Annotated in this window: 19 protein-coding genes; 16 read left to right on the plus strand and 3 right to left on the minus strand. The window is 70.5% G+C overall.

Going from position 1 to position 17,978, the window contains the following annotated elements; all coding sequences use genetic code 11:
- Positions 1-208: 208 nt before the first annotated feature.
- The 16 genes from LXM90_RS21005 to folK all read left to right on the plus strand — a co-directional run bounded on the left by LXM90_RS21005 (position 209) and on the right by folK (position 13,928).
- Positions 209-1,279, plus strand: coding sequence for a tungsten-containing formylmethanofuran dehydrogenase subunit B (locus LXM90_RS21005; protein ID WP_020091837.1), 1,071 nt, complete (start codon positions 209-211; stop codon positions 1,277-1,279).
- Entirely contained in the window at positions 1,273-2,919 is a 1,647-nt protein-coding gene (locus LXM90_RS21010; RefSeq protein WP_234081034.1) for a formylmethanofuran dehydrogenase subunit A, read from the plus strand. The genes LXM90_RS21005 and LXM90_RS21010 overlap by 7 nt, the downstream gene beginning before the upstream one ends.
- A 27-nt stretch (positions 2,920-2,946) precedes the next feature.
- Positions 2,947-3,894: a formylmethanofuran--tetrahydromethanopterin N-formyltransferase gene (gene fhcD, locus LXM90_RS21015; protein ID WP_020091835.1), complete on the plus strand. Its 948-nt coding sequence runs from the start codon at positions 2,947-2,949 to the stop codon at positions 3,892-3,894.
- A 3-nt stretch (positions 3,895-3,897) separates the two neighbouring features.
- Positions 3,898-4,692: a formylmethanofuran dehydrogenase subunit C gene (locus LXM90_RS21020; RefSeq protein WP_020091834.1), complete on the plus strand. Its 795-nt coding sequence runs from the start codon at positions 3,898-3,900 to the stop codon at positions 4,690-4,692.
- A gap of 84 nt (positions 4,693-4,776) precedes the next feature.
- Positions 4,777-4,983: a hypothetical protein gene (locus LXM90_RS21025; protein ID WP_020091833.1), complete on the plus strand. Its 207-nt coding sequence runs from the start codon at positions 4,777-4,779 to the stop codon at positions 4,981-4,983.
- A gap of 78 nt (positions 4,984-5,061) precedes the next feature.
- Positions 5,062-6,720, plus strand: a complete 1,659-nt coding sequence (locus tag LXM90_RS21030; protein WP_020091832.1) for a sensor histidine kinase — start codon at positions 5,062-5,064, stop codon at positions 6,718-6,720.
- The gene (locus LXM90_RS21035; protein WP_020091831.1) at positions 6,717-7,421 is read left to right on the plus strand and encodes a response regulator transcription factor; all 705 of its coding nucleotides are present in this window, start codon (positions 6,717-6,719) and stop codon (positions 7,419-7,421) included. Before LXM90_RS21030 ends, LXM90_RS21035 begins: the two co-directional genes overlap by 4 nt.
- Positions 7,422-7,645: 224 nt before the next feature.
- Positions 7,646-7,735 carry a pyrroloquinoline quinone precursor peptide PqqA gene (gene pqqA, locus LXM90_RS21040; protein ID WP_012317526.1) on the plus strand — a complete coding sequence of 30 codons (90 nt, stop codon included), beginning with the start codon at positions 7,646-7,648 and terminating at the stop codon, positions 7,733-7,735.
- Positions 7,736-7,768: 33 nt separating this feature from the next.
- Positions 7,769-8,668: a pyrroloquinoline quinone biosynthesis protein PqqB gene (gene pqqB / locus LXM90_RS21045; protein ID WP_020091830.1), complete on the plus strand. Its 900-nt coding sequence runs from the start codon at positions 7,769-7,771 to the stop codon at positions 8,666-8,668.
- A gap of 186 nt (positions 8,669-8,854) precedes the next feature.
- Positions 8,855-9,940 (plus strand): pyrroloquinoline-quinone synthase PqqC, encoded by a 1,086-nt coding sequence (gene pqqC, locus LXM90_RS21050; RefSeq protein WP_020091829.1) that lies wholly within the window; start codon positions 8,855-8,857, stop codon positions 9,938-9,940.
- Entirely contained in the window at positions 9,937-11,082 is a 1,146-nt protein-coding gene (pqqE, locus tag LXM90_RS21055) for a pyrroloquinoline quinone biosynthesis protein PqqE (protein WP_020091828.1), read from the plus strand. The genes pqqC and pqqE overlap by 4 nt, the downstream gene beginning before the upstream one ends.
- The gene (locus tag LXM90_RS21060; protein WP_026604741.1) at positions 11,079-11,804 is read left to right on the plus strand and encodes a hypothetical protein; all 726 of its coding nucleotides are present in this window, start codon (positions 11,079-11,081) and stop codon (positions 11,802-11,804) included. Before pqqE ends, LXM90_RS21060 begins: the two co-directional genes overlap by 4 nt.
- Positions 11,785-12,147 (plus strand): hypothetical protein, encoded by a 363-nt coding sequence (locus tag LXM90_RS21065; RefSeq protein WP_020091826.1) that lies wholly within the window; start codon positions 11,785-11,787, stop codon positions 12,145-12,147. Before LXM90_RS21060 ends, LXM90_RS21065 begins: the two co-directional genes overlap by 20 nt.
- A gap of 97 nt (positions 12,148-12,244) precedes the next feature.
- A complete protein-coding gene (gene folP / locus LXM90_RS21070) occupies positions 12,245-13,081 on the plus strand; it encodes a dihydropteroate synthase (protein ID WP_020091825.1) in 837 nt (278 codons plus the stop codon).
- Positions 13,082-13,083: 2 nt separating this feature from the next.
- The gene (gene folB / locus LXM90_RS21075) at positions 13,084-13,461 is read left to right on the plus strand and encodes a dihydroneopterin aldolase (protein WP_020091824.1); all 378 of its coding nucleotides are present in this window, start codon (positions 13,084-13,086) and stop codon (positions 13,459-13,461) included.
- On the plus strand, positions 13,458-13,928 hold the full coding sequence (gene folK / locus LXM90_RS21080) for a 2-amino-4-hydroxy-6-hydroxymethyldihydropteridine diphosphokinase (protein WP_020091823.1): 471 nt from the start codon (positions 13,458-13,460) through the stop codon (positions 13,926-13,928). Before folB ends, folK begins: the two co-directional genes overlap by 4 nt.
- A gap of 27 nt (positions 13,929-13,955) precedes the next feature.
- Here the strand turns inward: folK and xoxJ are convergent, their stop codons facing one another.
- From xoxJ to xoxF1, 3 genes are all read right to left on the minus strand, one after another.
- Positions 13,956-14,801 carry a rare earth element methanol dehydrogenase accessory protein XoxJ gene (gene xoxJ / locus LXM90_RS21085; RefSeq protein WP_244526844.1) on the minus strand — a complete coding sequence of 282 codons (846 nt, stop codon included), beginning with the start codon at positions 14,799-14,801 and terminating at the stop codon, positions 13,956-13,958.
- Complete coding sequence (locus LXM90_RS21090) at positions 14,801-15,412, minus strand: c-type cytochrome, methanol metabolism-related (RefSeq protein WP_020091821.1); 612 nt, start codon at positions 15,410-15,412, stop codon at positions 14,801-14,803. The genes xoxJ and LXM90_RS21090 overlap by 1 nt, the downstream gene beginning before the upstream one ends.
- 133 nt (positions 15,413-15,545) lie before the next feature.
- On the minus strand, positions 15,546-17,351 hold the full coding sequence (gene xoxF1, locus LXM90_RS21095; RefSeq protein ID WP_026604740.1) for a lanthanide-dependent methanol dehydrogenase XoxF1: 1,806 nt from the start codon (positions 17,349-17,351) through the stop codon (positions 15,546-15,548).
- Positions 17,352-17,978 lie beyond the last annotated feature (627 nt).

The raw sequence follows: 17,978 nt of genomic DNA on the forward strand, positions 1-17,978 counted from the left end.
CGCCGCCGGACCCCCTTGCCGCGGTGCGCGGATGAAGGCAAACCTAGGCCCGCGACGGCGCGCCGAGTTTGCCGCCTGCCCGGACATGCCGGGCGGATGAGCCATTCCGATTCGGTGGGGAACCCTCGGGCTCGAGGGGCACCCGCTTCGTCCGGTCTTACGGCCGTCGCCCGCTCCGAAACCAAGCAAGAACGTTGCGAGAGGGAGCATGGCAGCCTGGGTGAAGGGTGGCGCGACGGACGCGGGCACCGCCATCGAGGCGGCCGCATCCCTCCTCGCCAAAGCGCGCGCGCCGGTGATCGCCGGCCTCAGCGCCGACGTGGCCGCGATCCGCGCGGCCTACGATCTCGCGGGGCGCATCGGCGCCTCCGTCGACACCGCCGGCGCGGCCGGCACCTACGCGGACCTCGGGGCGCTGAGCCGGGTCGGGGCGCTGACCTCGACACCCGCCGAGGCCGTCGGGCGCGCCGACGTGGTGCTGGTGGTCGGCGCCGCCCCCTGGCAGGCGCCGCTCCTGAAGCGCCTCGTCGACGGCAAGCCCGGCCGCGGTCGCGCCGCCGGGTCGGACCGCACCCTGCTGGCCGTCGGTGCCAACGCCACCGCGTCCCTGTCCTGGCCGGCCGAGGGCGGGCTGACCGAGGCGGTCGGCGTGCTGCGCGCCCACGCCCGCGGCCACCTCGCCGGCGATGATCTCCCCGGCCAGATCGCCGCGCAGCTCGCCGCCGCGCAGTACGGAATCCTCCTCTACGACGCCGCCGAACTCGGCGAGGTCGGCATCGAGATGCTCCAGGGCCTCGCCATGGAGCTCAGCGAGACGACGCGCTGCTTCACCCTCGCGGTCGGCGGCACCGGCCAGGACCGGGCGGTGGTGCCGGTCTCGGCCTGGCTCACCGGGCAGGCGCCGCGCAGCGGATTCGGGCGCCGCGTGCCCGAGCACGATCCCTGGCGCTTCGACGCCACCCGGCAGGTCGCCGCCGGCGAGGTCGACGCCGTTCTCTGGCTCGGCGCCGTCCCGGTGTCGCGCCCGGACTGGCTGTCGAACGTCCCCTCCGTCGCGCTGGTCGCGGACGGTGAGGCCGGGGCCGCCGAGGTGGTGATCGCGGTCGGCCAGCCCGGCCGCGACCACGGCGGCGTGTTGTGGAACGAGCAGCGCGCCGCGCTGACCTTCTGGCCGGCCTCGGCGCCGTCGGATCTGCCGTCGGCCGCGTCGGTGCTGGGCGCCCTGAAGGAGCGCCTGGTCACGGGCCCGGCCGCGTCGAGGAGTGAACCCGCATGCTGAGCGTGATCCGGGGCGGGCGCGTCGTCGATCCGACCGCGTCCCGCGATTCCGTGGGCGACGTCTGGATCGAGGACGGCCGCGTGATCGATCCGCCGGGCCGCGAGCCCGACGCCGTGATCGACGCCGCGGGCTGCGTGGTGATGGCGGGCGGCGTCGAGGTGCACTCGCACATCGCCGGCGGCAACGTGATCACCTCGCGGCTGCTCCTGCCCGACCTCTACGTCAGCGAGGCGGCGCCTGACGGCCATCCCTTCGCCCACGCGGGCGGGGCGGCGGCCTGGATCGGCTCGACCTACGCGCGGATGGGCTACACCACGGCCGTCGAGCCGGCGATGCCGCCGACCCACGCGCTGGGCACGCAGCTCGAACTCGCCGACATCCCGCTGCTCGACCGCGGCGCCCTGACCGTGATGGGCAACGACGACCAGCTCCTGCAGCTCCTGCGCGAGGGCCAGGGCGGCAACGCCGTGCGCGACCTCGTCGCCCTGTCGGTCGCCCAGTCGCGCGGCCTCGGGGTCAAGTGCATCAACGCCGGCGGCGCCTCCGCCTTCAAGGACGGGGCCCTGCGCCTCTCCCTCGACGACGAGATCCCCTGCTACGGGCTCTCGACCCGGCAGATCATGGGCTCGCTCCTCGACGCGGTCGAGGAGATCGGCGTGCCGCACCCGCTGCACGTCCACTGCAACAACCTCGGCCTGCCCGGGGCCGACGACAGCTTCATGGCGACGCTGGACGCGGCGGAGGGACGGCGCATCCACTTCGCCCACGCGCAGTTCTACGCCTACGGCGCGGTCGACCCGGCCAATCCCGGAACCGGCGGCTTCCGCTCGGCCGCCGAGCGGATCGCGCAGGCGATCACCGACAACCCGAACGCCACTCTCGATATCGGGCAGGTCGTGTTCGGCCAGACCGTGACGGTGTCCCTCGACATCCTCCGCCAGTTCGCCGGCCGGAAGGGCGCCAAGCCGAAGAAGTGGGTCCTCAACGCGGGCGACGCCGAGGGCGGCGGGGTGGTGCCGTTCCTGTACCGGCCCCGGGGCCCGACCAGCTCGCTGCAATGGGCGATCGGCCTGGAGATCATGCTGCTCTCCACCGACCCGGAGCGGACGATCCTGACCACCGACCACCCGAACGGCGGCCCGTTCACCCAGTATCCCCGCATCATCCACCTGCTGATGGACAAGTCGGAGCGCGACCGCGAGATCGCGACGCTGCCGAGCGTGGTCGGCGAGCGGTCGAGCCTCCCCGGGCTGGAGCGCGAGTACACGCTCTCGGAGATCGCGCAGCTGACCCGGTCCGGACCGGCGAAGCTCCTCGGCCTCGCCGACCGGGGCCACCTGCGGGCCGACGCCCGGGCCGACATCGCGGTCTACCGCGACGACGCGAACCGCACCGCGATGTTCACCGCCGCCAAGCTCGTCCTCAAGGACGGCGTGCCGATCGTCGAGGACGGCGAGGTCGTGGAGTGGCGCGCCGGCCGCACGCTGTCGCTGACCGTCGAGTCCGACAAGGCCATGGCGAAGCGCGCCGACACCTACCTCACGGAGCGGTTCGGCGAGGGCCTCGACAGCTTCGCCGTGCCCGACGCGGCCTTCGGCGAGGGCCGGGAGAACTTCGAGGCGGTGCCATGCCGGGCGTGATCAGCGGGGCGAGCCGCGGGAAGTACGATGTCTGACCTCACCCTCAACGGCATCCCGGTCGTCGACACCTTCGCGGAGGCGTTCGACGTGGCCGGCACGGCCATCATCGTCACGAACGACACCGCCAAGTGGGCGATGATCGCCGCGACCACGATGACCGGCTTCGCCACCTCGGTGATCGGCTGCGGCGCCGAGGCCGGCATCGACGCCGAGCTGTCGCCCGAGGAGACCCCGGACGGTCGGCCGGGCGTGCGCATCCTGCTGTTCGGCTTCGAGCCGAACGGCCTCAAGGACCAGCTGATCAAGCGCGTCGGGCAGTGCATCCTCACCTGCCCGGGCACCGCCTGCTACGCGGGTGTCGACGGGCCGACCAAGATCAAGCTCGGCGGCGCGATCCGCTATTTCGGCGACGGGTTCGCGGTGGCCAAGCGCCTGCCCGACGCCACCGGCAAGGCCCGGCGCTACTGGCGCATCCCGGTGATGGACGGCGAGTTCCTCTGCGAGGATTCGGTCCGGGCCGTCGACGGCGCGGTCGGCGGCGGCAACCTGCTGTTCCTCGGGCGGAACCACGCCGAGACGCTCAAGGTCGCCGAGATCGCCGTCGAGGCCGCCAAGGCGGTCCCGGGCGCGATCCTGCCGTTCCCGGGCGGCATCGTCCGCTCCGGCTCCAAGGTCGGCGGCCGGACCAAGGGCATGATGGCCTCGACGAACGATGCCTACTGCCCGACCCTGAAGGGCCGCGCCGGCTCGGCGCTCCCGGCCGAGTGCGGCGTGGTGCTGGAGATCGTGATCGACGCCCTCACCTCGCAGGGCGTGTCCGACTCGATGCGCGCCGGCCTGCACGCCGCCACCGAGATCGGCGGCAAGCACGGCCTGATCGCCGTCACGGCCGGCAATTACGGCGGCAATCTCGGCCGCCACCACTACCACCTGCGCGACCTGATCGCGCGCGACAGCGCCAAGCCGGAGGGCTGAGCCGTGAGCACCCTCACCCTGCGCGCGGCCCCGCCCGAGCGCCTGGACCTCCTGAACGTCAACCCGCGGGCGCTCAGTCGCCTGTCCCAGGGCGAGGCCGAGCGCCTCGAGATCGGGACGACCCGGACCGGCGTGCGCCTCGGCGACTGCTTCGCGGTGGCGCTGGACGGCTCCGACACCCTGACCATCGAGGGCGGCCACGAGCGCCTCGACCGGGTCGGAGCGTCGCTGTCCGAAGGTACGATCCGGGTGACCGGCGATGTCGGCCAGCGCCTCGGCGCCGGCATGGCGGGCGGCAGCCTCACCGTCACCGGCCATGCCGGACCCTACGCGGCCTCCGGTGCCACCGGTGGCACGATCACCGTCGAGGGCGATGCCGGGGACTATGCCGGTGGCGCGGTCTACGCCGCGAAGGCCGGCCTCGACGGCGCGACGCTGATCATCCGCGGCAGCGCCGGCGCCCATCTCGGCGACCGGATGCGGCGCGGGACGATCGTGGCCGGGCGCGCGGGCGCCTTCGCGGGCTCGCGCATGATCGCCGGCACCCTGGCGGCGCTCGCGGTGGGCGATCATCCCGGCTTCGGCATGCGCCGCGGGACGCTCCTCGTCGGCAGCCACGGCCGGATGTCGCCGACCTTCGTGGAGACCGGGACGCACGACCTCGTGTTCCTGCGGCTGCTGGCCAAGGCCCTGCGCGGCCTGAGCGCCGAGCACGCCGACCTCCTCGGCAACCCGCTGCGCCGCTACTCCGGCGACCTCGCGACGATCGCCAAGGGCGAGATCTGGGTCGCGGCCTGACGCCGCCTGGGCAAGGGGCGTGGACGCGTCCTATGCTCCCCGCCAAGCCGGCCCGCACGAGGCCGGCAGCCCGGGGAGGCGCCCATGCTGCTGCTGCTGTCGATCTGTCTCGTCGCCCAGCCCTCGACCTGCCGCGAGGACCGGATCGAGATGTCCTTCGAGAGATCGAGCCCCTTCGTGTGCCTGCGCAACTCGCAGAGCGCGCTCGCGACGTGGCAGGCGGCGCATCCGGAATGGCACGTGGAGCGGTGGCGCTGCGCCGCGAAGGGCAGCCTGCCGAAGGACCTGTGACGGGACCTTGGTTCGGCGCTCCGGCGGTGCCATGCTCGGGCCCGCCTGCACGGCGGGATTGAGGTCGGGACGGGGACGATGCGCTCGCTGAAGGTCCGCTTCGCGCTGCTGCTCGGCGGCACCGCCATCGTGGTGATGCTGGCCGCCGCGGCCGCCTTGGCGGCCATCGGGGCGGCGGAGCGCACCGTCGACCGGACCCTCGAGGCCCAGCGGCGCCTGGAGCTGCTGGCCGAGCTGTCCGGCCGCCTCACGCAGTTCGGTCTCGCGGCGGTGGAGACCGTCGGCAATCCCGACGGCCAGCCCGAGGCGATGGCGATCGCCCGCGACAACGCCGACCGCGCCCTGGCCACCGTGGACGAGGCGCTCGCCAAGAGCTTCCCGCCGAGCGACGACCCGGCCGACCGGATGCAGTACGCCGCCCGCACCCGCCCCATGGCGCAGCTGCGCGCGGCGCGCGCCGTGTTGGACCGGCAGGTGTCGCTGATCAGCCGCCAGACCGAGCCGGAGCGGCGTCAGGACGCGATCAAGGGCGCGCTCAACGGTTTCGGTGCCATGACCGGCCAGCCGCTCTCCTTCCTGATCGAGGCCGAGCGGCGCAGCATGGCGCTCGGCTCCGAGGAGGCCCGGGCGCTCTCGGAGCGCCTGCGGGTGGCGGCCGCCGCCGCTGTGGCCGCGGCCCTCGTGCTGCTGGCGATCCTCTACCGCGGCGTCACCCGGCCGACCCTGGCCCGCATCGAGGAGGTCCGCCGCGCCGCGAGCGCCATCGGCCACGGCGCCCTGGATACGCGCCTCTCCGTCGCCACGCGGGACGAGCTCGGCCTGCTCATGACCAACGTCAACCGCATGGCCGCCCGCCTCGCTCGCCGGGAATCGCGGGTCGCGGCCGACCGGGCGGCGCTGGAGGACACCGTGGCGGCCCGCACCGCCGATCTGCGCGCCGCCAACGCCCGGCTCGAGGCCGTCGATCAGTCCCGCCGCCGCTTCTTCGCCGATGTCAGCCACGAACTGCGCACGCCCCTGACGGTGATCCTGGGCGAGTGCGACCTCGCCCTGCGCGGCGCGTCCCGGGGCACCGATCCGGGACCGGTCTTCGCGACGATCAAGAAGCGGGCGCAGCGCCTCAAGCTGCGCGTCGAGGACCTGCTGCGCGTCGCGCGCTCGGAATCCGGCGAGATCGCGTTCGACAAGCGCCGCCTGGGGCTCGCCCAGGTCCTGGCGGAGGCCGTGGACAACATGAGCTCCGAGGCGGCGCGGCGCCGGGTGGGCCTCACCCTCGATCCCGGCACCCGCGACGTCGAGAGCCTCGCCGACCGCGAGTGGATGCGCCAGACCGTCGAGAGCCTCGTCGACAACGCGCTCCGCCACGCCGCCGGCCTCACCCGGGTCGAGGTCGCCCTGGCGGCAGGGCCCGGACCGGTCGGACGGATCACCATCACGGATGACGGACCGGGCTTCGGCGCGCCGGAGGACGCGCTGTTCGAGCGCTTCAAGCGCGGCTCGGGCGCCGGACCGGACGAGACCGGGTTCGGCATCGGGCTCGCGCTGGCGCGGTGGATCGTGGAGCAGCACGGCGGCACGATCCGGCTCGGCCCCGGGCCGGACGGGCGCGGGGCCCGGGTCACCCTGGACATCCCGGCCTGCGATCCGGCATGGGAGACGGGCCCGGTCGACGGCGCTGCCGTTGGCGCCCAAGTGGGCGCCCAACTGGGCGCGCAGGTGAAGGAGTCGGCCGCATGACGCGGATCCTGATCGTCGAGGACGATATCGACATCCGCGGCCTCCTCGCCCGAGGGCTCGAGGCCGAGGGATTCGAGGTCGGGACGGCGGCCTGCGTCGACGAGGCCCTGAAGGCGGCCCACGACCCGGCCCCCGGCGCGGTGCTGCTCGACATCAACCTCCCGGACGGTTCGGGCCACGACGTCTGCCGGTCCCTGCGCGAGGGCGGCTTCCCGGGCGCGATCCTGTTCCTCTCGGCCCGCGACGAGATCCGCGACCGGGCCGAGGGCCTGGCGCTCGGCGCCGACGACTACATCATCAAGCCCTTCGAGTTCGACGAGCTGGTCGCGCGCCTGCGGACCCACCTGATGCGCCGCGAGCAGGCGGAGGCGCCGCGCTCGCGCATCACCGCCGGCAAGCTGATGCTCGACCTCGAGACCCGGCAGGCGAGCTGCGGCGAGGCGAGCGCCCGCCTCACGCCCCGCGAGGCCGACCTGCTGGCCATGCTGATGGAGAATATCGGCAAGCCGGTCTCGCGCGCCGACATCTTCGACCGGCTGTGGGCGAGCCAGGGCGGGCTCTCCCTCAACGTGGTCGACGTATATATCGGCTACCTGCGCTCCAAGATGGCCGATTTCGTGCGCTACGGCGGGCCCGGCCTCGTCACCGTGCGGGGTAAAGGATTCATGCTGGAACTGCGCGGTCCCGACTTCCGCCAGTAGGCCCCTGTACTTTAGTCGCAGGCCCGCCCATTTCGCGATGGTTTCCGGACGCTTAGGAAGTCTCTCACGAAAAATTTGGGAGGATCCGGCAACTTAGTGCTTGAAGCCCGCGCGTGAATCGTCGATACCTCTCCGGCGCCGGAAATGAGAGCGCCATCAGTGTCTTAGGGTCCTCTTAGGAACCGCGTGACACTCGGTGTAGATGTTGCCTGAGGAGAAACACCATGAAGTGGGCTGCCCCGATCGTGTCCGAGATCTGCGTCGGCATGGAAGTGACGAGCTACGAGTCGGCCGAGATCGACACCTTCAACTGAGTTTCACGGGCCGGGGATCTCGGGAGCCGCACCATGCGCGTCGTGATCCTCGGTTCCGCGGCCGGCGGCGGCCTTCCCCAGTGGAATTGCCGCTGCCCCATCTGCACGCTGGCGCGGTCCGAGTCGGACCGGGTGCGGCCCCGGACCCAGTCGAGCATCGCGGTCTCCGCGGACGGGTCGGACTGGCTGCTGATCAACGCCTCGCCGGACATCCGGCAACAGCTCTTCGACAATGCGCAGATGCATCCGCGCGAGGGTCTGCGCCACTCGCCGATCCGCGCCGTGCTCCTGACCAACGGCGACGTCGACCATGTCGCGGGTCTCCTGACCCTGCGCGAAGGTCAGCCCTACACGCTCTATGGCACGCGCGGGATCCTCGATTCGGTCAACGCCAACCGCGTCTTCGACGTGATGGCCGAGGGCGTGGTCGCCCGTCGGCCGATCGGCATGGACCAGCGCTTCGAGCCCCTCCCCGGCCTGTCGGTCACCCTCTTCCCGGTTCCCGGCAAGGTGCCGCTCTGGCTGGAGGACGAGACCATGCAGATCGGCGCCGAGACCGAGACCACGGTCGGCGCCCTGATCGAAGCCGGCGGCCGGCGCCTCGCCTACATTCCCGGATGTGCCCGGGTGACGGACGGTCTGCGCGCGCGCATCGCCGGCGTGGACGCGCTGCTCTTCGACGGAACCGTCCTGCACGACGACGACATGATCCGGGCCGGCGTCGGCACCAAGACCGGCTGGCGCATGGGTCACGTGCCGATGCGCGGCGAGAACGGCTCGATCGAGGCCCTGGCTTCGGTCGAGATCGGGCGCCGCGTCTTCGTGCACATCAACAACACGAACCCGGTCCTGGTCGAGGGCTCGCCGGAGCGGGCCGATGTCGAGGCGGCCGGCTGGACCGTGGCGCATGACGGGCTGGGTCTGACGCTCTAGGACGCCGCGCCGACGGCCTGCCGGATCCCCGCGCCGCGGCCTTATGCGCGACGGACGCTCGCCGGCGATGGTTGGGCGCCCGGGGGGACGGCACTATATCGTGGCTGAGCCCGGACAGTCGCCCCGCGCACGAGGGCGGGATCGGAACACAGGAAACGCGACCTGAGGACGGACGCCGGACACGCCATGAACGCCATTTTCCCGACCCCCGATGCCGCCGACAGCCAGCGTCTCCTGAGTCCCGAGGAACTGGAGGCGGCCCTGCGCGACATCGGCGCGCGCCGCTACCACAACCTGCACCCGTTCCACCGGCTGCTGCACGACGGCAAGCTGTCGAAGGACCAGGTCCGGGCCTGGGCGCTGAATCGCTACTACTACCAGGCGATGATTCCGGTGAAGGACGCCGCCGTGCTGGCGCGGATGACCGACGCGTCGCTGCGGCGGATCTGGCGCCAGCGGATCGTCGACCACGACGGCGACCACGAGGGTGACGGCGGCATCGAGCGCTGGCTCAAGCTGGCCGAGGGCGTCGGCTTCGACCGCGACTACGTGCTGTCGACCCGCGGCATCCTGTCGGCCACGAAGTTCTCGGTCGAGGCCTACGTCCACTTCGTCTCCGAGCGGACGCTCCTGGAGGCGATCGCCTCGTCGCTGACCGAGATGTTCTCGCCGACGATCATCTCCGAGCGCGTGGCCGGGATGCTGAAGAACTACGACTTCATCACCAAGGACACGCTGGCCTATTTCGACAAGCGCCTGACCCAGGCGCCGCGGGACGCGGACTTCGCCCTGGACTACGTCAAGCAGCACGCCACGACGCCGGAGCTGCAGCGGCAGGCGATGGCGGCGCTGACGTTCAAGTGCACCGTGCTGTGGACGCAGCTCGACGCCCTGTACTTCGCCTACGTGGCCCCCGGCATGGTCCCGCCGGACGCGTGGCAGCCCGGCGAGGGTCTGGTGGCCGAGGCGTCTCAGGCCAAGCCGGGAGCGGCCGGCGGGAAGATGGCGGCCGGCGACCGACCGCGGTTGCCGCGCGGCGTCCGGCTGCGCAACGACGAGACCCGCGGCAAGTGGGTCCTGCTCGCCCCCGAGCGCACCTTCGACCTCGACGACAACGCCGTGGCGGTCCTGAAGCTCGTGGACGGCGCGCGGAGCGTCGCCGACATCGCGGACGAGCTGGGCAAGACCTACGCGGCCGATCCCCGCGCCATCGAGGCCGACATCCTGGTGATGCTCGACGGCCTCGCGGAGAAACGGGTTCTCGAGCGATGAACGCGCTGACGCCGAACCGCCCCGACGCGCCGGCCCCGGTCGGTCTGCTCGCCGAGCTGACCCATCGCTGCCCGCTGCGCTGCCCGTACTGCTCGAACCCGCTGGAGCTCGACCGGCGGTCGGGCGAGCTCGACACGCAGACGTGGCAGCGCGTGCTCGGGGAGGCGGCGGCGCTCGGCGTCCTGCACGTGCACCTGTCCGGCGGCGAGCCGACGGCGCGCAACGACATCGTCGAGATCACCAAGACCTGCGCCGATCTGGGCCTGTACTCGAACCTGATCACGTCCGGCGTCGGCGGGGCGCTGGGCAAGCTGCAGGCACTCTACGACGTCGGCCTCGACCATGTGCAGCTGTCGGTGCAGGGCGTCGACGCGCAGAACGCCGAGAAGATCGGCGGCCTGAAGAACGCGCAGCCGCAGAAGTTCGAGTTCGCCGCCAAGGTGGTCGCGCTCGGCCTGCCCCTCACGCTGAATTCGGTGATCCACCGCGGCAACATCCACGAGGTGGCGGGCTTCATCGATCTCGCGGTGAAGATGGGCGCCAAGCGGCTCGAGGTGGCGCACACGCAGTATTACGGCTGGGCCTACGTCAACCGGGCGGCGCTGATGCCCGACAAGGCGCAGGTGGACGAGTCGATCCGGATCGTCGAGGCGGCCCGGGAGCGCCTGAAGGGCCAGCTCGTCATCGACCTCGTCGTGCCCGACTATTACGCGAAGTACCCGAAGGCCTGCGCGGGCGGCTGGGGCCGCAAGCTGATGAACGTCACGCCCCAGGGCAAGGTCCTGCCCTGCCACGCGGCCGAGACGATCCCGGGGCTGGAGTTCTGGAACGTCAACGACCGCTCGCTCGGCGAGATCTGGCGCGACTCGCCGGCCTTCACGGCCTATCGCGGCACCGACTGGATGAAGGAGCCCTGCCGCTCCTGCGACCGGCGCGAGAAGGACTGGGGCGGCTGCCGCTGCCAGGCGCTCGCGCTCGCCGGCGACGCGGCGGCCACGGACCCGGCCTGCTCGCTCTCGCCGCTCCACGCCAAGGTGCGGGCGCTCGCCACCGAGGAGGCGGCTGAGAACCCGCCCGACTACGTCTACCGGACGATCGGCAGCAACGTCCGGTCGCCGCTCAAGGAGGAAGTGAACTCGTGAGAAGTCTTGTCGTGAGGGGCCTCGCCGCGACGTCGGTCGCGCTGGCTCTGGCCGCGCTGCCGGCCCTCGCCGAGGACGCGCCGAAGCCCGCCACCGTCACCCCGGCGAACGCCGCTGCCCCGCCCTCCGCGGCGGATCTGCTGTTCGACCAGCCGCACATGAAGAACACGGCCGCGGGCTCGACGCTGACCTACGATTACCTGCGCCGCTCGGGGATCTCGAAGGGGCCGTTCGGGGCGCCGCTCGAGGACACGATCCAGCTGAAGGTGACGCCCGGGAAGACCACCGAGGGCCGCGACATCAGCGTCGTGATGTTCTCCGGGCTGAACCGGATGCCGGCCGGCCCGTTCGAGGACATGGCGGGCAACCCGGTCGTCTCGCTGTTCCTGGAGAACCATCTCCGGGCCGTCGCGAAGGTGCTGGAGGCGAACCCGCGCTACCTCAAGCTCGCGATCCGCAAGGGCCTGCGCGAGAAGGCGACGGTGACGCCGACCAAGGTGGATATCGGCGGCCGCGAGGTCGACGGCTGGCGCGTGGTCACCAAGCCGTTCGCGGGCGACGCGATGGCGCAGCGCATGCGCGGCATGGACGACATGACCTATACCTTCGTCACCGCGCCCTCGGTGCCGGGCGAGATCGTCTCGATCGAGGCGTCGTCGAAGAGCCCGGACGGCGGCGAGCTGCTTGAGGAGAAGCTGAGCTATGATCAGAAGGCTGGCTGAACGGAGCGCGCTGGCCGCCCTCGCCCTGACGCTGTCGGGCCTGGCCGGCTGGGCCGCCGAGGAGAACGATTATCCGACCGACGCGCGGGTCGACTACGTGTTCGGCTGCATGGCCGCCAACGGCCAGACCCGCGAGAGCCTGCAGAAATGCTCGTGCTCGCTGGACCAGCTCGCCGCGATCCTCCCCTACGACAAGTACGTTCAGGCGAGCACGGTGCTCTCGATGCGGCAGGGCATCGGCAACCGGGCGAACGAGTTCAAGTCGACCAAGATCTTCGACGACAAGGTCGCGGAGCTGCGCCGCGCCCAGGCCGAGGCCGAGATCCGCTGCTACCACGGCTGACGGGCAGGTCTGAGCCGCACGGCGAGGCCGGCGTTGCGCCGGCCTCCCGATTCGCGCACACCGGCTCCCGAACCGCGCTCGTGAACGGGACCCGCCTGTGACCCCCTCTTCCCGCCTGTCCGACCTGCTGCCGGCGCTCGGCGGCCGCACGCTGGTCATGGGCATCCTCAACGTCACGCCCGATTCCTTCTCCGACGGCGGGCTGTTCGCCGGGGAGGCCGAGGCCGTGGCCCAGGCCGAGCGGCTGGTCGCCGAAGGGGCGGCGATCCTCGACGTCGGCGGGGAATCGACGCGGCCCGGCCACGTTGCGGTCCCCGCCGAGGAGGAGCAGGCGCGCGTCGTGCCGGTCATCCGGGCCGTGGCGCCGCGGCTGCCGGTGCCGATCTCGATCGACACCTACAAGGCCTCGACGGCGCGCGCCGCGCTCGAGGCCGGCGCGCGGATCGTGAACGACGTCTGGGGCCTCCAGCGCGAGCCCGACATCGCCAACGTCGCGGCCGCCCACGGCGCGCCGGTCATCATCATGCACAACCGCGAGACGATCGAGCCGGAGCTCGACATCGTCGCCGACATGCTGGCCTTCTTCGAGCGGTCCCTCGCGATCGCCCACCGGGCGGGCCTCGCGGATTCCGAGATCGTGCTCGATCCGGGGGTCGGGTTCGGCAAGACCTGGAACCAGCATCTCGAGGCGCTGCGGCGGCTGCCCGAGATCCGCGCCCTCGGCTTTCCGGTCCTCGTCGGCGTCTCGCGCAAGTCGCTCCTCGGACGCCTGCACGACCGCGTGACCCGTCCGGCGGACCGCCTGCACGGGTCCCTCGCCGCCCACGCCGTCGCGGCGACCCTCGGGGCCGACATCGTGCGCGTGCACGACGTGGCCGCGCATATCGACGCGATGCGCGTCGTCGACGCCGTGATGCGGCCGGAGGCGCGCTGAGCATGGCGGGCGACCTGATCCGCGTCACCCGGATCGCCGTGTTCGGCCGGCACGGCGTGCTGGCCGAGGAGGCGGTGCTCGGTCAGCGCTTCTACATCTCCCTGGAAGCGGAACTCGATCTCGGCCCGGCGGGCCGCTCCGACGACGTGGCCGGCACGGTGAGCTACGCGGATCTCACGGCGGTGGCGGTCGCGATCGCCACCGAGCGCCGATTCAACCTGATCGAGGCCCTGGCCGAGACGGTCGCCGCGGAGATCCTCGCGCGCTTCGCGCAGGTCGACGCCATCACCGTTCAGGTCGACAAGCCGAGCGCGCCCGTCCCCGCCATCCTGGACAGCGTCGGCGTCGCGATCACGCGCCGCCGCGGAGCCGGTCGATGAGGGCGTATCTCGGCATCGGCAGCAATGTCGGCGACATGGCCGCGATGCTCGACCGCGCGGTCACCGGTCTCGCCGCGATCCCGGGCATCGACGTCGTGGCGCGCTCGGCCGACTACCGGACCCCGCCCTGGGGCAAGACCGATCAGCCGTGGTTCCTGAACGGGGCCGTGGCGGTCGAGACCGACCTCGATCCGCACGGGCTGCTCGACGCCTGCCTGCAGGTGGAGCACGACCTCGGCCGGATCCGCGAGGAGCGCTGGGGGCCCCGTGTGATCGACATCGACGTCCTGGCCTACGAGGGCGCCAGCATCGACGACGCGCGCCTCGTCCTGCCGCACCGCTACGTGCGCGAGCGGGCCTTCGTGCTCGTCCCGCTGGCGGAGATCGCGCCCGACCTCGTCATCGGCGGCGAGCGCGTGGTGGACGCCCTGGCGAAGCTCGACTCGACCGGTATCGCGCGCGCCTGATGGCGGCGCGCGCCGCGGCGCTGCGCGTCAGCGCTCGCCGGGGGCGACGAGCTTGTTCTCTTCCTCGTCGAGGAGCGGCACGTCGTAGTCGCGCAGGACCTTGTCGATGTCGGCCTTGCGCTTGCGCAGGATGGTGTTCAGCGAGCGCTTCCAGTCGTTCTCGCCGATCCGGACACCCATGGCGATCCGGTACGCCATCGGCGGACGCTCCGGCTCCTTCAGCAGTGGCACGACGCTCATGGGCGTGCCGGACTGCTTAGCGAGCCAGCCCGCCGCCGGGCCCCAGAGGACGGCCGCGTCGATCTCCTTCGCGGCCAGGGCCGCGACGATCTCAGCAGCGACCGTCTGGTGCTTGCGGGACGGGTCGAGCTGGTAGGGCGCGTAGGCCTTCATGGCCGAGACGAGGCCCAGTTCGCCCATCCGGTTGACCGGCGGCGTCCCGGCGATCACGCCGATGCTCTTGCCCTTCAGCCGCGGGTCGTCGAGGGCCGTCACACCGTCGAGTTCGCCCGCGCGGGTGACCAGCGTGTAGGCCGATCGATAATAGGGATTGGTGGTCTGGACCAGGTCGCTGCCGAAGGCCTGGCCCATGATGACGTCGCAGAGGCCGGTTCCGAGCGTGTTGCGCACGAAGCCCGGACCCTGCGTCAGCCAGTAGTAGCGGACCTTGATCTTCAGCTCGTCGGCGATGATCGCCGCGATCTTGTTCTCGAAGCCGTCCTCCTTGCGTTCGGAGAACGGCATGTTGCCCGGATCACCGCAGACGCGCAGCACGTCCGTGGTGACGGTATCCGGCAGATGCTGGGCGAGCGCGCCCTGCGCCCCGAAGACGGTCAGGGCGCAGAGAACGGCGATCCGGGCAGGAGACGACATCAGCCGCCCATGCATTCCTTCTCCGCCTTCTTGGCGGTCTCGGGCTTGCCCTCGTGCTCGGAGGGACGGATACGCCCGATCGCGCCGGAGGCGCGCGCCTTGAGGTAGACGTAGAGGTCGTCCGAGTAGCACATGACGTTCTTGTTGTCGCCGAAGGCCGGCATGACCTTCTGCTCGGCGGCGTTCACTTCCTGCTTGCCGCCCGCCAGGATGCCGATGAACTCCTCGTAGGAGAGGTGCTTCAGCGAGTCCTTGAGGGCCGGCGCGTAGGTCGACCCCATGCCGTCCGGGCCGTGGCAGACGTGGCACTCGGCGTGATAGCGGCGGTAGCCCGAGTAGGTGTACCAGTCGAGCATCTTGCCGTCCTGGGTCACATGGAACGTCGGGTGGCCCTCGGCGTCGAAGTACTTGCCGTCGTCGACCTTCACGGCCGCGTCCTTCTTCAGGAGCTTGTCATCCTGCTCGGCGGTCTTGTCGTTCGCGTTCAGCGAATTCGCCAGCTTGGGGTCGGCGGGCTTGGCATCCTCAGCATGTACGGCAACCGTCGAGACGGTCGCTAGGGCGAGGGCGGCGATAACCGGCCGCGTTACGATCTTGCTGAGGTTGAGCAACGCATGTGTCTCCCTTGATCGAGGCTCTTGGTCTCCCTCCGAGACGCAGCCTCTTGCGAGAAAGTCTAATCACAAGGATGCCGGCGCGGGAACCCGCGCCGGCACCATTTTTCACTTCAAACCCTGCGGCCGATTAGTTCGGCAGGGCGAAGACCGTCAGCTGACCGCCGAGGTTGGTGTACTGCGACAGAGCCGCGTAGCCACCCACCGCGCCGAGGCCGGCGTTCGGGTCGGTCAGGCCGGCCGCGAGGCCGATGCCGGCCCAGCCGCCGACGCCCGAGAGGACGCCCACGTACTGCTTGCCCTTGTGCTGGTAGGTCATCACGTTGCCGATGATGCCCGACGGGGTCTTGAACTTGAACAGCTCCTTGCCGGTCTTGTCGTCGACAGCCTTCAGGTAGCCCTCAAGCGTGCCGTAGAACACGACGTCGCCAGCGGTGGCCAGAGCACCGGACCACACCGAGAACTGCTCGGGGTTCGTCCACTTGATCTTGCCGTTGACGCCGTCCCACGCGATGAAGTTGCCCATGCCGCCGTGCGAGTTCGGGGCCGGGTACATCGAGAGGGTCGCACCGACGTAGGGCTGGCCCGGGGTGTAGGTCACCCGGAACGGCTCGTAGTCCATGCAGACGTGGTTGGTGGGCACGTAGAACAGGTTGGTCTTCGGCGAGAAGGCCGCAGGCTGCTGATCCTTGGTGCCCAGCGCCGCCGGGCAGATGCCCTTGGAGTTGGTGTCCTCACCGTTCTGCTCGGTCGAGTACTTCGACACGACCAGCGGCCGGCCGTAGTTCTTCGAGCCCTTGTCCATGTCGACCTTGGTCGCCCAGTTGACGGCCGGGTCGAACTTCTCGGCGACGAGCAGGGTGCCGTCCGCGCGGTTCAGCGTGTAGCCGAAGCCGTTACGGTCGAAGTGGGTCAGGAGCGGCTGCTCCTTGCCGTCGATCTTCTGATCCGTGAGGATCATCTCGTTGATGCCGTCGTAGTCCCACTCGTCGTGGGGGGTCATCTGGTAGACCCACTTGGCCATGCCGGTGTCCGGGTTACGCGCCCAGATGGTCATGGACCACTTGTTGTCGCCCGGACGCTGCTTGGGGTTCCAGGTCGAGGGGTTGCCCGAGCCGTAGTACATCAGGTCGAGCTTGGGGTCGTACGAGAACCAGCCCCAGGTGCAGCCGCCGCCGGTCTTCCACTGATCACCTTCCCAGGTCTTCAGCGAGGAATCCTTGCCGATCGGCTTGCCGAGCGAGGTGGTCTTCTCCGGGTCGACGATCAGCTGATCGTCCGGGCCCTCGGAGTAGCCGCGCCACACCTTCTTGCCGGTCTTCAGGTCGTAGGCGGTGACGTGGCACTGCACGCCGAACTCGCCGCCCGAGATGCCGACGATGACCTTGTCCTTGACCGGCAGAACCGTCGCGGTGTTGGTCTCGCCCTTCTTCGGGTCGCCGTTCACGACCGACCAGTTGACCTTGCCGGTCTTGGCGTCGAGCGACACGAGGGTGGTGTCGGCCTGGTGCAGGAGGATGGCGCCGTCGGCGTAGGCCAGACCACGGTTGACCGTGTCACAGCACATGACCGGGATCACGGACGGATCCTGCTTCGGCTCGTACTTCCAGACGATCTTCGCGTCGTGGTCGAGGTCGAGGGCGTACACGATGTTCGGGAACGGCGTGTGCACGTACATCATGTTGCCGACGACGAGCGGCGAGCCCTCGTGGCCGCGCAGCACGCCGGTCGAGAACGTCCAGGCGACCTGCAGGTCCTTGACGTTCTTGGCGTTGATCTGGTCGAGCTTCGAGTAGCGCGTATTCGCGTAGTCTACCGTTTGAAGAACCTGTTCCGCCGGGTTGGCGATGCCCTTCATGACGCTTTCATTGGCCAGCGCCGGCGCGGCGACGGCCGCGACACCTGCGCCGAGCGCAAGGAGATGTACCGCTCTCATGGGTTCCTCCGACAAGTCTTGAGAGTTCTCACGGCGCGCGAAGAGAGTGGCGTCGCTCGGACTCCGACCTGACTGTTTGCGACAGGGATGGACGCCTCGGTAGCGGGCATAGTGGACTTCGAGGAGATCTACTGATCCCCTAGCCAGGAGCCGCCATCCCTGAGGCGTCTCCCTCGAAACCGAGGCTTGCCCGGACCTTAAGAGATTTTTGAGCGCCGTCAACTCGCTGTTCGAGGCCTGTGGGCACACGGTGAAAGCTTCTTTTCGGGTGACACAGGCACGACGGATGTCATGCGTTTGCGAAAAGAAATGTTGCGACGCACAAGAGATGCTGCCTGCTCTGGCCTCGGTCTCACGGGGTTGTGTCCGTCTCCCATGCAGACCTTGCAAACAGGCGAGCTTTGCTGCGCTTAAGCATGCGTCCCCCGCGCGGTGTGCGGGATTCAGGCGCGCCCGGGCGCGCGGCCGTTGCGGGTCCGCGGACTGCACTGCAAGACGCTTCGGTGGCTATCGGTTGCCGAAATTTCCCGGGATCCGGCTGTGCGCCCAGTCGCCGCATCCCGTTTTTCCGCGGATCCCCGCGTGATCGGTGGGGTTCGCGCGCGACAAATTGCCGAATCATCCCGA

The organism is Methylobacterium oryzae (assembly GCF_021398735.1).
Classification (GTDB): Bacteria; Pseudomonadota; Alphaproteobacteria; order Rhizobiales; family Beijerinckiaceae; genus Methylobacterium.